Genomic DNA, 14197 nt, shown 5'->3' on the forward strand with positions numbered 1-14197 from the left:
GCCGACCGCTCAAAAGTCCGTACGGGCGGACACGCGCGCCGAGAGCCCGTAGTCCAGCTCCGCGCCGTCCACGAGCAGGCCCTCGACCGTGCGGGTTTCCGGGTCGATGTCCGCCTCCATCCCCTCGCCGACGTAGTGCGGGTAGCCGGACACGCCCACCTCACCGGTGGCGCGCACCACGGCCGAGCGGAGGGCGACCTCTTCGAGGTGCGCCGCGTCACGGCCCTCGGCGTGCTCGGGGACCAGAAGGATCTCGAAGCGCTGCGGAACGGTGCTCATGCAGGCGACGCTAGAGACGTTCGGCGCCGCCCGCACGTCAGCCGTCGGCGGGGGCGGACGATGTTCCCGACCGGGCGCGGTTCAGGTGGACTCGCGAGGGATCAGCCGGGCCGCCATCAGGTCGTGCCGCTCGGGGGCGGCGTCCGGGTCGCGGACGATCCGGTCGACGAGCCCGGCCAGGCGCTGGCCGGTCTCCATGGCGATCCTGACCGTCGACAGCCGGGGCCGCAGCAGCTTGCCGAGGAGGAGGTCGTCGGCGCCGACGAGCGCCGCGTCGCCGGGGATCGCGACGCCCGCGTCCTGGAGGGCGCGCATCAGGAGCATGGCGTACTCGTCGTTGTACGCGAAGACGGCGTCGAGCCCCAGCTCGGGCCAGCGGGCGGCGAGGGCGGCGGCGGACTCCTCGGTGTAGGCGAGCGGGAGTGTGCGGACCTCGGCGCCGGCGCCCGCCACCGCGGCACGCACACCGTCGAGGCGCGGCCCGGAGAACATCTCCAGACCCGGCTCCTCGGGCACCACCACGCCGATGCGCCGGTAGCCGCGCTCCAGCAGGTGGGCACCCGCGCACGCGCCCACCTCCCGTTGGTCCATGGCCAGGGTGTGGGCGCCCTCGACGGATTCGGGACCCAGCGTGATGACGGCCCGGGCGCCCGAGCGCTTGAGGACGTCGACGCCGTACGGGGTCAGGGCTACCTCACCGAACGACACCACGGCGACCGGGCGCAGCTCCGCCCAGGCGCGGGCCGCCTCGTCACCGTCCAGGCCGGTGCTGCCGTACTGCACGACGGTGTAGTCCAGGCGGCGCAGGGCGGCCTGGAGCTCACTGAGGAAGCGGCTGTAGAGCGGGCCGACGGGGACGTGCGCGGTGGGCAGCAGCACGATCCGGGTATGGCCGGCGCGCAGGCTGCGGGCGGCGGCGTGCGGGACGTAGCCGAGTTCCTCGGCCGCCTGGCGCACGCGCAGGCGGGTCGGTTCGCTGATGCGGACCGCCGAGGTGTTGTTGAGCACGTACGAGACGGTGGCCCGGGAGACACCGGCCAGCCGCGCGACATCGGCGCTGGTCGGGACCGGGCGTTCGGCGGGCTGTCGGGGTGTCTGGCTCATCGCTCGCGTCATCTTTCCAGACCGGTCGGCGCGCGGGTCTGGCGGTTGGCCGGAAGAGGGTGCTAAACAGTGGGCCACACATCACTGACACGTGTCACCACGTCGATGTCATCAGGATAAATCCCCATCCTCTGGAGGGCATTGTGGCCCTTTCCCCGCCCCCGTCCCCGCCCCCGTCTTCCTCGCCGCCCCCCTCGTCGCCGTCTCCGTCTCCGTCTCCGTCCGCGGACGGCGTGCGCCGGGCGACACGCGGACTGCTGCCGCTGCTGCTCGTCGGGAACGCCGCGATGTACGCGCTGTACATCGGGGTGCCGGGCGTGCTGCTCGCCCTGCACATCGAGGCCATCGACCCCGCCGGGAAGGTGGCCAGCTTCGGCCTGGTGTCCGGCGTCTCGGCGGTCTTCGCGACCGTTTTCAACCCGGTCGCCGGGGCGCTGTCGGACCGCTCCGGCCGCCGCAACCCGTGGATCCTGGCCGGCGGGCTGCTGGCGGTGCCCGTGATGCTGCTGCTCGGCAGCGTCGACACGGTCCTGCTGGTGGCGATCGCCTGGTGTCTCGGCCAGGCGGTGATGAACGTCTACCAGGCCGCCCTCACCTCCGTCGTCCCCGACCGGGTGCCGCTGACCGCGCGGGGCCGGGCGTCGGCCGCCGTCGGGCTGGGACTGCCGGTCGGGACGACCGCCGGCGCCCTGCTCGGCGCGGCGTTCGCCGACGACCACCGCACCGGCTACCTGGTGTTCGGCGTGATCGTCGCGGCGGCGGCCGTGCTCTTCAGCGGGCTGGCGCGGGAGGAGCGGCTGCCCGCGCGTGCGCCGGTGCCGGTGCGGGCGCAGATCGCCGCGTTCGGCGGTGCGTTGCGGGCGCACGACTTCCGGTGGGCGTTCATCGGGCGGGCGCTGCTGATCCTCGGCTACTTCTCGGTCGCCGGTTTCCAGCTCTACATCCTCAAGGACCACACCGTCCTGCCGGCCGGGATGGCGGCGGAGGAGGCGGTGGCGGTCCTGATGCCGGTCAACGCCGTGGCGATGGCCGTCTCGACCGTCGTGGGCGGCTGGCTGTCGGACCGGTTCGACCGGCGCAAGCTGTTCGTGGGCGCCTCCGCGCTGCTGGCGTCGATCGCCCTGCTGATCCCGGCCGTGTCGACGAGCTGGACCGCGATGCTGGTCTTCTCCGTGGTCAACGGCCTCGGCTTCGGCTGCTACATGGCGGTCGACACGGCGCTCGTCACGATGGTGCTCCCGAAGGCGGAGGACGCCGCCCGTGACATGGGTGTGCTCAACGTCGCCAACGCCGGGCCGCAGATCGTCGCGCCGTTCCTCGCCTCGGTGCTCGTCTCCATAGGCGGCGGATACACGCTGCTCTTCCTCGTCGCCGCCGGGTTGTCGGTGCTGGGAGCGCTTGCCGTGCGGCCCATCCGTACCGTGTCCTGATCCCTCTCCTGTTGTGTTCCTCCACCCCCGACTCACCGCGAACGAAAGGCTTCATCGTGCGGCTGCACACCACCACGTGGGGCGAGGGCGACCGGGTCGCCCTGCTGATCCACGGCATCATGGCGGACCACCGGACCTGGCGTCGGGTGGGGCCCGCCCTGGCCGACAAGGGATACCGGGTCGTCGCCGTCGACCTGCGGGGGCACGGCGCCAGCGCCCGCGCGGGGTCGTACACCGCGCGGGAGTTCGCCGACGACGTCGTCGAGACCCTGCCGACCGGGGCCGAGCTGGCGATAGGCCACTCGCTGGGCGGGCTGACCCTGTCGCTCGCCGTCGAGCGGCTCGCGCCGCGGCGCGCGGTCTACTCGGACCCCGCCTGGCACCTGCCGGCCGGTGACGACGGCTACCGGGGCGAGCTCTTCGCCCAGGCCAAGGCCGCGACGGCGGAACAGGTCGCCGCGATGAACCCGCGTTGGGAGGCGGTGGACGTCGACATCGAGCTGGAGACCCTGAAGGTGTGGGACGAGGCCACGGCCTACGGGCTGGAGGCGGTCGCCGGCACCGACCTGCTCCCGGCACGGCCGGTCGTGCCGTCGCTGGTGACGCTCGCCGACCCGAGCATGCTCGTGTCGGCGGAGCGCGCCGCGCTGCTGGTGGAGCGCGGCTTCGAGGTGCGTACGGTCGCGGGCGCGGGCCACACCATCCACCGGGACGACTTCGACGCCTTCATGGCGGCGCTGGACGGCTGGGTCTGAGCACGCTCGGCCCCTGGGCCACGGTCGGGGCATCGGCCAGAGCCAGGTCATCGGCCAGGGTCAGGTCATGGTCGGGTCTCCCTTGATCAGGGCGAACGGCGCGCCGGCAGGATCCGTCAGCATGGCGATCCGGCCGACGCCCGGCACGGTGACCGGCGGCACCAGGGTCGTGGCGCCGAGGCCGGTGGCCGCGCCGTACACGGCGTCGCAGTCGGCCACGCCGAAGTACGGATGCCATTCGGAGGTCGATCCGGCCAGGATGTTCTCCTTCCCCAGGCGCATGAGCCCGCCCTGGCCCGTATCACCGTCCTTGCCGCCGCCCGGCGCGGAGATGATGCTGTAGACCACGTCGTCGCCCATGTCCATGTCCTGGTACTCCCAGGAGAAGACGGCGCGGTAGAAGTCCTTCGCGGCGTCCGAGTCGGTCGTGTAGAGCTCGGTCCAGCACAGGGCCTTCGGCTCCATGACCACGTCCATGCCCGTGATGTCGCCCGGCTGCCACACCGCGAAGTCGGCGCCCGTGGGGTCGGTGAAAGCGGCCATCCGGCCCGCTGTGAAGACGTCCATCGGCTCGACGCGCACGGAGCCGCCGGCCTGCCGCACCGCGTCCATCGTCGCGTCGGCGTCGCGTGTCGTGAAGTACGTCGTCCAGGCGGAGGACGCGCCCTCCTCCGTCAGGGGCCCGACGCCGCCCACCGTCCGGCCGTCGAGCTGGAAGAAGCCGTAGCCCCCGGAGTCCGGGCCGGCCGACTGGACGGTCCAGCCGAACACCGCGGAGTAGAAGGCGACGGCGGCGTCGACGTCCGGGGCGCCGAGATCGATCCAGTTGGGGGTGCCGGGCGCGTAATCGGTCGTCAGCATGGTGATCCTCCGATGCACGGGTCGTGACGCCACCCGGTCTCCTGCCAGGCCGGGTTCCACGCCGTGATCCAGCATGGCAGGGGGCACTGACAGTCGCCCTCCCACAGCGCCACGCCGGGGTGTCCGCGCAGGCCGGAGCCAGGCCGTGGCCAGGCCGTGGTCCAACCGTGGTCCGACCGCGGTCCGCCCGGCGCCGCTCAGCGGCGGGCCGCGAGGCCCGCGAACACGTCCCGGAACGCCCCCAGCGTGGCGCCCTGCGCCGTCCGGTCCAGCACCGCGAAGACGACCTCCTCGAAGTGGCCCGCGAACCGCCCGTCGCCCACCAGCAGGGCCCGGAACGCCTCCGCCACCGCGGCCGGGTCGTTGCGGAACACGCCGCAGCCCCACGCGCCCAGCACCAGGCGCCGGTAGCCGCCCGCCACCGCCGTCTCCAGCACCCTCTCCGCCCGGGAGGCGAGCGCCGCCGGTACGTGCCCGGCCCGCTCGGGGGTACGGCTGAGGATGACGCCCGCGTTCGGCGCCGGCGAGGTGAGGAACCCGACGGTGAACGGGGCGTCCAGCAGGCGGCCGCGGTCGTCGCGGAAGACCGGGACACCCGGGGAGTGGATCACCCGGTCGGTGTAGAACGGGCTGCGGTCGGCCCGGTGGTGGTCGTAGTACTCCGGGACGCGCAGCAGCGTGGCGTGGAGCGCGGAGGCGCGGCAGAGCGCCTCCTCCTGCGCCTGCGCGCCGTTGAGGTAGCCGCCCCCGGGGTTGCGCGCGGAGGCGAAGTTCAGGACGGCGACCGGGCGGTCCGGGCCGGCGCCGACGAGACGGTGCGCGGCCTCCAGACTGGACTCGCCGGTGACCTCGAACCGCGTCGTACGGTCCGAGTCGGGGCGGACGGGGACGGGCTCGGGGCCGTACAACCGGGTGCCGGCCAGGGCGGCGGCCAGCGCGGGTTCGAGGGTCACCTCGCGGCCTCCGGGGGCGCGGTACCGGCCCGCCGCGACGATCTCCTCGGTCTGCTTCGCGATCCCGCGCAAACGTGCACTCATACCCCCGATCCTCACGGGCCAATCAGGGGTGCGGCAAACGATTTACCGCGCCCCGCGACCACCCCGGGGCACTCTTGTGCGAACGGACAGCGGTGGCTTAGGTGGAACGGAGCCCTTCGACAGGAGGAGTCCCATGCCACCGCGCGACCTGCCGGAGAGCGGCACCCCGCTCTCCGAGGACGAAGCCGAGGACCTGTTGCGATGCATCTGCTTCAAGACGGGCCCTCCGCGTACCACAGGGGTCGAACTGGAATGGTTCGTCCATGAACCGCACGTCCCGCAACTCACCGTCTCCGCCGACCGGTTGCGCGCCGCCTTCACCCGGCTGCGCACCCTGCCCCTGAGGTCGGCGCTCACCTTCGAACCAGGCGGGCAGCTGGAGCTCAGCTCGCCGCCCGCGGCCTCCCTCATGGAGTGCGTCACCACCGTCTCGGCCGATCTGGCCGCCGTACGCGCCGCGCTCGGCGGTCTCGGCCTCACCCTCGCCGGTTTCGGCACCGATCCCTGGCAGCCGCCGCGCGCCCGGCTGCTGCGCGAGCCGCGGTACGACGCCATGGAGGCGTACCTCGACCGGTCCGGGCCGGCCGGACGGGCCATGATGCGCGACTCGGCCTCCGTACAGGTCTGTCTGGACGCGGGGCACGAGGAACCCGGGCCGCTCGGGTTCGAGCGGCGCTGGCGGCTGGCGCACGCGCTCGGGCCGGTCCTGGTCGCCGCGTTCGCCAACTCGCCGTCCCTGCACGGCACCCGCACCGGGTGGCGTTCGACGCGGCAGTCGCTGTGGTCGGCGCTCGATCCGGTACGGGGCATGGCGCCGCCCCTCGCCACCGAGCCGCGCGCGGCGTGGGCCGCGCACGTGCTGGACGCGCCGGTGATGTGCGTGCGGGGCGACGAGGGGCCGTGGGCGGTCCCGGACGGCCTGACGTTCCGGCAGTGGCTGCGCGACCGGAGCCCCAGGGCCGCCACCCGCGCCGACCTCGACTACCACCTGACCACCCTCTTCCCGCCCGTACGGCCGCGCGGCCACCTCGAACTACGCATGATCGACGCCCAGTCCGGCGAGGACGGCTGGATCGTCCCGCTCGCCGTCACGGCCGCGCTGTTCGACGACCCGGAGGCCGCCGACGCGGCGTACCGCACCGTCGGCCCCCTGCTGGACGACACCGGGCCCGTCGGTCCGCCGCGCGACGCGCTGTGGACCACCGCCGCCCGGGACGGGCTCACACATCCGGCGCTGCACGCCGCCGCCGTCTCGTGCTTCGCGCTCGCCCTGGAGGCACTGCCCCGCCTGGGGGCCGGCCCGGCCGTACGGGACGCGGTGGCCGCCTTCCACGAGCACTACGTCGTACGGGGCCGGTGCCCCGCAGACGACCACCTCTCCCCCATGACCGGCACCGGGACCGGCTCCGGCACCCCCGGGAAGGACGTCCGTACATGACCGACCCCGACACGCTCCGGCGGCGGGCGCTCGACGCGCTGACCACCGCCCGGGCGCGCACCGCGCTGCTCACCGACTGCGTGGACGACGCCGAACTGACCGCGCAGCACTCCCCCTTGATGTCCCCTCTGGTGTGGGACCTGGCGCACATCTCCAACCAGGAGGAGCAGTGGCTGCTGCGGGCCGTCGCCGGCCGCGAGGCGCTGCGTCCTGAGATCGACTCGCTGTACGACGCCTTCGAGCACCCCAGGGCCACCCGCCCCGCACTGCCGCTGCTCGCCCCGGCGGAGGCACGCGCGTACGCCGCCGACGTACGCGGCCGGGCACTGGACGTCCTCGAACGCACCCCGCTGGAGGGGCGGCCGCTCGTGGACGCCGCCTTCGCCTTCGGGATGATCGCCCAGCACGAACAGCAGCACGACGAGACCATGCTCATCACGCACCAGCTGCGGCGCGGCCCGGCCGCGCTGGACGCCCCCGCGCCGCCGCCGGCGACGGACACGCGCGGACTGCCGGCCGAAGTGCTGGTGCCGGGCGGGCCGTTCACCATGGGGACCTCGGCCGAGCCCTGGGCGCTGGACAACGAACGCCCCGCCCACGCGCGCGTGGTGCCGGATTTCCTCATCGACACGGTGCCCGTCACCAACGGCGCGTACCTGGCCTTCATCGAGGACGGCGGCTACCGCGACGAGCGCTGGTGGGCCCCCGAGGGCTGGGCGCAGATCCGTACCCACGGCATCGGCGCGCCGCTGTTCTGGCGCCGTGAGGGAGGGCAGTGGCTGCGGCGGCGCTTCGGGGTCGTCGAGCCGGTGCCCGAGGAGGAGCCGGTGGTGCACGTCAGCTGGTACGAGGCCGACGCCTACGCCCGCTGGGCGGGCCGGCGGCTGCCGACCGAGGCGGAGTGGGAGAAGGCCGCCCGCCACGACCCGGTCACGGGCCGCTCCCGCCGCTACCCGTGGGGAGACGAGGACCCCACCCCGGCGCACGCCAACCTGGGCCAGCGGCATCTGCGCCCCGCGCCGGCCGGCAGCTACCCGGCGGGGCGGTCGCCGCTGGGCGTACGGCAGTTGATCGGCGACGTGTGGGAGTGGACGTCGAGCGACTTCCTGCCGTACCCGGGCTTCGTCGCCTTCCCCTACCGCGAATATTCGGAGGTGTTCTTCGGCCCGGCGCACAAGGTGCTGCGCGGCGGTTCCTTCGCCGTCGATCCGGTGGCGTGCCGGGGCACCTTCCGCAACTGGGACCTGCCCGTGCGGCGCCAGATCTTCGCCGGGTTCCGTACGGCGCGGGACGCGGAGGTCGCCTGATGTGCCGCCACCTCGCCTACCTCGGCCCCGAGGTGCCGCTCGGGGACGTGCTCGTGGAGCCGGCGCACGGCCTGTACCGGCAGTCCTGGGAGCCGCGACGGCAGCGGCACGGGACGGTCAACGCGGACGGTTTCGGCATCGGCTGGTACGCGGACGGGGGCGCGGACCCGGTGCCCGCCCGCTACCGGCGCGCCGGGCCCATCTGGGCGGACCTGTCGTTCGCCGACCTGGCCAGGGTGGTGCGCAGCGGTGCCCTGCTGGCCGCCGTGCGGGACGCCACCCTGTCGGGCGCCGACGCGGAGGCCGCCGCCGCACCGTACACGGCCGGGCGGTGGCTGTTCAGCCACAACGGCGCGGTGCGGGGCTGGCCGGGCTCCCTCGCGCCCCTGGCCCGGCAGCTGCCGGGGGACGCGCTGCTGTCCCTGGAGGCCCGGAACGACTCGGCGCTCGTGTGGGCGCTGGTCCTGCACCGGCTGCGCTCCGGCGACGAGCCGTCCGACGCGCTGGCGGCCACGGTGTACGAGGTCGCCGCCGCGGCCCCCGGGTCGCGGCTGAACCTGCTGCTCACGGACGGCGAGACCATCACCGCGACCGCCTGGGGGGACACCCTCTGGTACCTGACCGGCCCCGGCCGTCGCGTGGTCGTGGCCTCGGAGCCGTACGACGACGATCCCCGGTGGCACGAGGTGCCCGACGGCACCGTGCTGACCGCCACCCGTACCGACGTATCGACGAACCCGCTCAAGGAGCCGCCCGCGTGAGCCCGTTCCTGCTGACCCGCACCCTGCCCGAGGACGCCACCGGGGCGGATCTGCGCGCCGACGTCCTGCACGGTCTGACCCGTACGCCGAAGGAGCTGCCGCCGAAGTGGTTCTACGACGCGCGGGGCAGTGAGCTGTTCGAGGAGATCACCCGGCTGCCCGAGTACTACCCCACCCGCGCGGAGCGGGAGATCCTGATCGCCCGGGCCGGTGAGATCGCCGCCGCCACCCGGGCCCGCACCCTGGTGGAGCTCGGTTCCGGTTCGTCCGAGAAGACCCGCCACCTCATCGACGCGCTGCTGCCGGCCCTGGAGGGCTACGTTCCGGTGGACGTCAGCGAGAGCGCGCTGCGCGGCGCCGCCGAGGCGCTGAGCGCGGAGCGGCCCGGGCTCCAGGTGCACGCCCTGGTCGCCGACTTCACCCGGGGGCTCGCCCTGCCGGGCACGCCCGGTCCGCGTCTGGTCGCCTTCCTCGGCGGCACGATCGGCAACCTGCTGCCGGAGGAGCGGGCCGTCTTCCTGCGCTCCGTACGGACGCTGCTCCAGCCCGGCGACGGGCTGCTCCTGGGCACCGATCTGGTCAAGGACGAAGGGACGCTGGTCGCGGCGTACGACGACGAGGCCGGGGTGACGGCCGACTTCAACAAGAACGTGCTGTCCGTACTGGCCCGGGAACTGGGCGCGGACGTCGATCCGGACGACTTCGACCACGTGGCCGTGTGGGACCGGGAGCGGGAGTGGATCGAGATGCGGCTGCGCGCGCGTGAGGCGGTGACCGTGAAGATCCCGGAGCTGGATCTGGCGGTGCCGTTCGAGGCCGGCGAGGAGCTGCGTACGGAGGTGTCGGCGAAGTTCCGTCAGGAGGGCGTACGCCGGGAGCTGGCGGGCGCGGGGCTGGAGCTGACGCACTGGTGGACGGACGCGGAGGGGAGGTTCGCGCTCTCGCTGGCGACGCCGGCGACGCCCGGGACGGCTGCCACGGCGCTCTGAGCGGCGCGCGCCAGGGAGCGGCGGTCGGGGTGGCGGCCGGCGGGGATCGGGGGCAGGATCCGGATCTCCGCCGTCAGCCCCCGGGCCGCCGCGACCCGCCACAGCGAGGCGATGAGCGGGTCGTCGCCGACGAACGCGGCCGGACCGGCCGGCGCGTAGGCGATGCGTACGGGCTGGACACCGGCGCCCGCGTCAAGCGCCGCCTGGAAGGCGGCCGGGCGGAAGCGCCCTCCGGCGCGGCCGCACCAGGTCGAGCCCTCGGGAAACACGACCACGCGCGCGCCGCCGCTCAGCGCCCCGGCGAGCTCACGGACGGTGGCGGGCAGGGCGCGCAGCCGGTCGCGTTCGAGGAAGAGGGTGCCGCCCCGGGCGGCGAGCGGACCGAGCAGGGGCCAGCGCCGCACTTCGCTCTTGGCCAGCATGCGGCCGGGCAGGACGGCGGCGACGAGCGGGATGTCCAGCCAGGAGATGTGGTTGGCGACCACGAGCCGCGCGCCCGCCCCTTCCGGGGGCGTACCGGTGATCCGTACGCGCACGCCGAAGGCGCGGAGCACCGCCCGGCACCACAGCCGCGTCAGGCGCCCTCGTACGACCCGCCCGAGCGGCACGGTCAGCGGCGCGCACACCACCCCGGCGAGCACGGCCAGGACCCCCGCGGCCAGCCGGAGGACGGCCCGCGGGAACGGGGCGGGCGGTCCGGGGTGGCGGGTGCAGTGGTCCGGGGTGCAGGGGGAGGCGGGCAGCCAGGCGCTCATCAGGCGGGGGCGAGGGAGAGGAAGTGCCGCAGGTAGCGGGGGTTGGTGCGGCGCAGCGACAGCAGGACGTAGAGGTCCGCGACGCCGAACTCGGGGTCGTGGGCCGGGGCCCCGCACACCCAGGCGCCGAGGCGGAGGTATCCGCGCAGCAGGGGCGGGAGTTCGGTGCGGGCCGCGTGGCGGGGCGCGCCGTCGGCGGACCAGAGCTTGTGCGGGGTGACCCAGTACTCCTCGGGCGCGAGGTGGCGGGCCCTGACCGTGTCCCAGGTGGCGGCGGCGAGGGCGCCGCCGTCGGCGAGCGGGACCGAGCAGCAGCCTGCGAGCCAGTCGTGTCCGGTGCGGGTCATGTAGCGGGCTATGCCGGCCCAGATGAGGGAGATGACGGCGCCGTTGCGGTGGGCGGGGTGCACGCAGGAGCGGCCGACCTCGACCAGGTCGTCGCGGATGGGGGCGAGCCGGGAGAGGTCGAACTCGCCCTCGGAGTAGAGCCGCCCGGCGACGCGGGCCCGGTCGGGCGGCAGCAGCCGGTAGGTGCCGACGACCTCGCCCGTCGCCTCCTCCCGTACCAGCAGGTGGTCGCAGTACGCGTCGAACGCGTCGCCGTCCAGGCCGGGTTCCGGCCCGTCGAGGCAGGCCCCCATCTCCCCCGCGAACACCAGGTGGCGCAGCCGCTGCGCCGCCCGTACCTCGTCCTGTTCGCGGGCGAGGGAGACGGCGTACCGGGGGCGGGGTCCCGCGTGTGCCGGCGCTTGGGCGGGCCCCGGCGCGGGGGCGGCCGTGGGAACCGGGAGGGGGGCGGCTGTCGGGGATGCGGTCATGACGGTCTCCTCTGCCGGAGGGAAGGCGGCGGGCCACGACTGCGCCGGCCCGGCCCCCTACTTCTCCCGCGGCAGGCTGGATTCGACATGACCGTCCGGCGGAGCGCGGATGTGCGCCTGCTGAATCCCGGGTACGCGCGGGGGTGGCGGCTCTGGGCTCCGGCGACCGCGTACGCGCGGGCCGGCGGCAGCGGCTCCGGCAACCGCGTACGCGCGGGCTCACGGCACCGGCTCCGGCAACCGGGTACGCACGCGGGCCAGTCGCACCGGCCTCCGGCGCGCGGCCACGGACGTGGGTCGGCTGCACAGGGGCTCCGCACGCGGGCACGGGCGCGTGCCCCGCGCCGGGCCCCGGCCGCGCGCGGGGCGGTCAGTGGGCGAGCGCCCGGGTGATCCGGTCCGACGCCTCTTTCGCCGCCCGCTTCGGGTCCCGGCCCTCCAGGACGGCCGTCATGTAGGGCTTGATGGGGTTGGCCTCCTCGACCGCCGCCCACTGGGGCGCATTGGGCGTGGCCCGGCCCCGCGCCGCGCCCGCGGCCATGGCGGCGGTGGCCTCCTGGCCCTCGACGACGCGGGCCAGGGACGTCTTGTTGGGCACGTAACTCATGGTCCGGGCGAGGTCGGTCTGCCACTTCTCGCCCGCCAGCGCCGTGACGACCTCGATGGCGGCGTCCCGCTCCCTCGCCTTCTCCGGGACGATCAGGTCCGAGCCTCCGGTGAAGACGGCGCAGGGCGCGTCGGCGGTCTTGCCGGGGATGGGGAAGAAGCCCAGCTTGCCCTTGAGCGCCGGGTTGCGCTCCTCGATGGCGGCGGCGACGCTCGGCGGCGCGATGATCTGGGCCACATCGCCCTCGGCGAAGACGCCGGCCTGGGGCGGGGTCTCCTCGTCCGCGTCCTTCGGGCCCGGGCCGAGTGCCTGGAGGCGCTGGTAGAAGGCCATGCCGCGCAGGGCGGCGGGGGTGTCGAGTGCGCCGGTCCACTCGCCGCCCTTCTCGACCGCCAGGTCGCCGCCCTCGTCCCAGATGAACCCGGCGAGGGTGTACCAGTCCTGCCCCGCCAGGTAGATGCCGTGCCGTCCGCCGCCGCCGAGCTTCTCGGTGACCTCGATCCACTCGTCGCGGGTCTTCGGGGGCGTGGCGATGCCGGCCTCCGCGAAGAGGTCCTTGTGGTAGATGACCACCCGGTTGGCCGCGTACCAGGGGATGCCGTACTGGACGCCGTTGATGCTGCCGGGCTCCTTCAGGCCGGGCAGCCAGTCCGCCTGCCCCAGGTCGCGGACCGACTCGAGCGTGAGGTCGTACAGCAGGCCGGTCGCGGCGTACCGGGCCACCTGGGTGTTGCCGACCTCGATGACGTCGGGGGCGTCGCCGCTGTGCAGGGCGGCGGTGACCTTCTTGCCGATGCCGGTCCACTCCTGGAGGGTGATCTCGAGGTCCACGGCGTGTTCGTCCTCGTACGCGCGGGTGAACCGCTCCAGGAAGTCGTCGGAGACGCTGCCCTTCATCAGCCAGACGCGGACGGTCGGCGTGCCGGCTTCGTCACCGGCGAGAGCGCCGCAACCGGTCACCGCCATGGTCATGATCATGGCCGACGTCAGCGCGGCGGCGCGGGCGAGGATGCGCTTCTTCACGTAGGGCACCTTTTGCGTGAACAGGAAGTGGACCCGGCGTGGGGGGAAGCGAAGGAATTCGCCACGGGCGTGATGGCTGGATTTTGGTATGGACCAGTGGACGGGTCAACCCCCGTGCGCATCCCGGTGCGCACTCCGTGAGCCGTCGACGCCTCGCGGACCCCGGCGCCGTGGGGCACCGTGGAAGGAGGCACCACCGGGCGACGGCTCCGGCCGAAGGCACCGGGCGAACGAGGAGACCTTCATGTCGCACCACACCTACCGCGTCACCGAGATCGTCGGCACCTCGCACGAGGGCGTGGACGACGCCCTGCGCAACGGCATCGCGCGCGCGGCGGAGACGCTGCGCAATCTCGACTGGTTCGAGGTGACACAGGTCAGGGGCCACATCAAGGACGGCCGGATCGCGCACTACCAGGTCGGAATGAAGGTCGGCTTCCGCCTGGAGGAGCCGTCGGAGCACGGCGCCTGAGCCCACCGCTCAGGGCCGGCGGCCCTCCGGCTCAGGTACGGCCCTCCCTCTCCTGGGCCTGCTTCAGCTCGTCCGAGCTCTCCGCCCAGCGGGCCCGTACGACCGGGAAGCCCGCCTGTTCGGCCGCGTCGCAGACCAGCTCGTCGTCGTCGACGAGCATGCGCACCTCCCGGCGCTGCGCCAGCCTGCGCAGCGTCTCGAGCTTGGTGTGGCGCGCCGGCCGCCGGTCGTCGTTGCGCCGCATGTGGACGCGGCCCTCGGGCAGGCCGTGCTCCGCCAGCCACGCCAGGGTGTCCGCCCGGCACCGCTCGGGCCGGCCGGTGAGGTACACGACCTCGCACGTGTCGGCCGCCTCCCGGCACATGGCCACGCCCCGCGCGAGCGGCGGGTCCTGCGGCGCCGCGGCGAAGAAGGCGTCCCAGTCGCGGGGCCTGCGCTCCAGGAAACGCTGCCGGTGGCGGGCGTCGGACAGGGTGTTGTCCAGGTCGAAGACGGCCAGGGGCCTGCTGTTTCGCGTCACGCGCCCCAGCGTAGGCACGTCCCCGGTCACGTGGGGAATCC

General features: G+C 74.2%; 14 protein-coding genes and 1 pseudogene. 7 read left to right on the top strand and 8 right to left on the bottom strand.

The window, feature by feature from the left end; translation table 11 throughout:
• Positions 1-9: 9 nt before the first annotated feature.
• Positions 10-279, bottom strand: coding sequence for a hypothetical protein (locus ACZ42X_RS01330; RefSeq protein WP_361426543.1), 270 nt, complete (start codon positions 277-279; stop codon positions 10-12).
• An 81-nt stretch (positions 280-360) separates the two neighbouring features.
• Complete coding sequence (locus ACZ42X_RS01335; RefSeq protein ID WP_468282911.1) at positions 361-1383, bottom strand: LacI family DNA-binding transcriptional regulator; 1023 nt, start codon at positions 1381-1383, stop codon at positions 361-363.
• A gap of 233 nt (positions 1384-1616) precedes the next feature.
• Between ACZ42X_RS01335 and ACZ42X_RS01340 the strand changes: the two genes are divergently transcribed.
• Positions 1617-2813 carry an MFS transporter gene (locus ACZ42X_RS01340; RefSeq protein ID WP_468282914.1) on the top strand — a complete coding sequence of 399 codons (1197 nt, stop codon included), beginning with the start codon at positions 1617-1619 and terminating at the stop codon, positions 2811-2813.
• A gap of 56 nt (positions 2814-2869) precedes the next feature.
• A complete protein-coding gene (locus ACZ42X_RS01345) occupies positions 2870-3568 on the top strand; it encodes an alpha/beta fold hydrolase (protein WP_468282917.1) in 699 nt (232 codons plus the stop codon).
• A 60-nt stretch (positions 3569-3628) separates the two neighbouring features.
• Here the strand turns inward: ACZ42X_RS01345 and ACZ42X_RS01350 are convergent, their stop codons facing one another.
• Entirely contained in the window at positions 3629-4429 is an 801-nt protein-coding gene (locus tag ACZ42X_RS01350; protein ID WP_468282920.1) for a VOC family protein, read from the bottom strand.
• 197 nt (positions 4430-4626) lie between these two features.
• Complete coding sequence (locus tag ACZ42X_RS01355; RefSeq protein WP_468282923.1) at positions 4627-5466, bottom strand: TIGR02452 family protein; 840 nt, start codon at positions 5464-5466, stop codon at positions 4627-4629.
• 133 nt (positions 5467-5599) lie between these two features.
• On the opposite strand from ACZ42X_RS01355, the gene egtA reads away from it, so the two are divergent.
• Genes egtA through egtD form a run of 4 tightly spaced genes read left to right on the top strand, consistent with a single transcriptional unit; the run spans position 5600 to position 9961 of the window.
• Entirely contained in the window at positions 5600-6904 is a 1305-nt protein-coding gene (gene egtA, locus ACZ42X_RS01360) for an ergothioneine biosynthesis glutamate--cysteine ligase EgtA (protein WP_468282926.1), read from the top strand.
• Positions 6901-8211 carry an ergothioneine biosynthesis protein EgtB gene (egtB, locus tag ACZ42X_RS01365; protein WP_468282929.1) on the top strand — a complete coding sequence of 437 codons (1311 nt, stop codon included), beginning with the start codon at positions 6901-6903 and terminating at the stop codon, positions 8209-8211. Before egtA ends, egtB begins: the two co-directional genes overlap by 4 nt.
• Entirely contained in the window at positions 8211-8972 is a 762-nt protein-coding gene (egtC, locus tag ACZ42X_RS01370) for an ergothioneine biosynthesis protein EgtC (protein WP_468282932.1), read from the top strand. Before egtB ends, egtC begins: the two co-directional genes overlap by 1 nt.
• The gene (gene egtD / locus ACZ42X_RS01375; RefSeq protein ID WP_361426570.1) at positions 8969-9961 is read left to right on the top strand and encodes an L-histidine N(alpha)-methyltransferase; all 993 of its coding nucleotides are present in this window, start codon (positions 8969-8971) and stop codon (positions 9959-9961) included. The genes egtC and egtD overlap by 4 nt, the downstream gene beginning before the upstream one ends.
• Positions 9962-10134: 173 nt before the next feature.
• On the opposite strand, the pseudogene ACZ42X_RS01380 reads toward egtD, so the two are convergent.
• The 3 genes and pseudogenes from ACZ42X_RS01380 to ACZ42X_RS01390 all read right to left on the bottom strand — a co-directional run.
• Positions 10135-10716, bottom strand: a pseudogene (locus ACZ42X_RS01380) (lysophospholipid acyltransferase family protein); the annotation flags it as partial.
• Complete coding sequence (locus ACZ42X_RS01385; protein WP_468282935.1) at positions 10716-11534, bottom strand: GNAT family N-acetyltransferase; 819 nt, start codon at positions 11532-11534, stop codon at positions 10716-10718. The gene ACZ42X_RS01385 and the pseudogene ACZ42X_RS01380, both read right to left, overlap by 1 nt.
• 370 nt (positions 11535-11904) lie before the next feature.
• Positions 11905-13164, bottom strand: coding sequence for an extracellular solute-binding protein (locus tag ACZ42X_RS01390; RefSeq protein ID WP_468282938.1), 1260 nt, complete (start codon positions 13162-13164; stop codon positions 11905-11907).
• Between the two features lie 244 nt (positions 13165-13408).
• Between ACZ42X_RS01390 and ACZ42X_RS01395 the strand changes: the two genes are divergently transcribed.
• Positions 13409-13636 carry a dodecin gene (locus ACZ42X_RS01395; RefSeq protein ID WP_361426579.1) on the top strand — a complete coding sequence of 76 codons (228 nt, stop codon included), beginning with the start codon at positions 13409-13411 and terminating at the stop codon, positions 13634-13636.
• Positions 13637-13667: 31 nt separating this feature from the next.
• Here the strand turns inward: ACZ42X_RS01395 and ACZ42X_RS01400 are convergent, their stop codons facing one another.
• Positions 13668-14156, bottom strand: a complete 489-nt coding sequence (locus ACZ42X_RS01400; RefSeq protein WP_468282941.1) for a phosphatase domain-containing protein — start codon at positions 14154-14156, stop codon at positions 13668-13670.
• Positions 14157-14197: the final 41 nt, after the last annotated feature.

The sequence above is a fragment of the Streptomyces sp. NPDC030862 genome, from assembly GCF_055571835.1.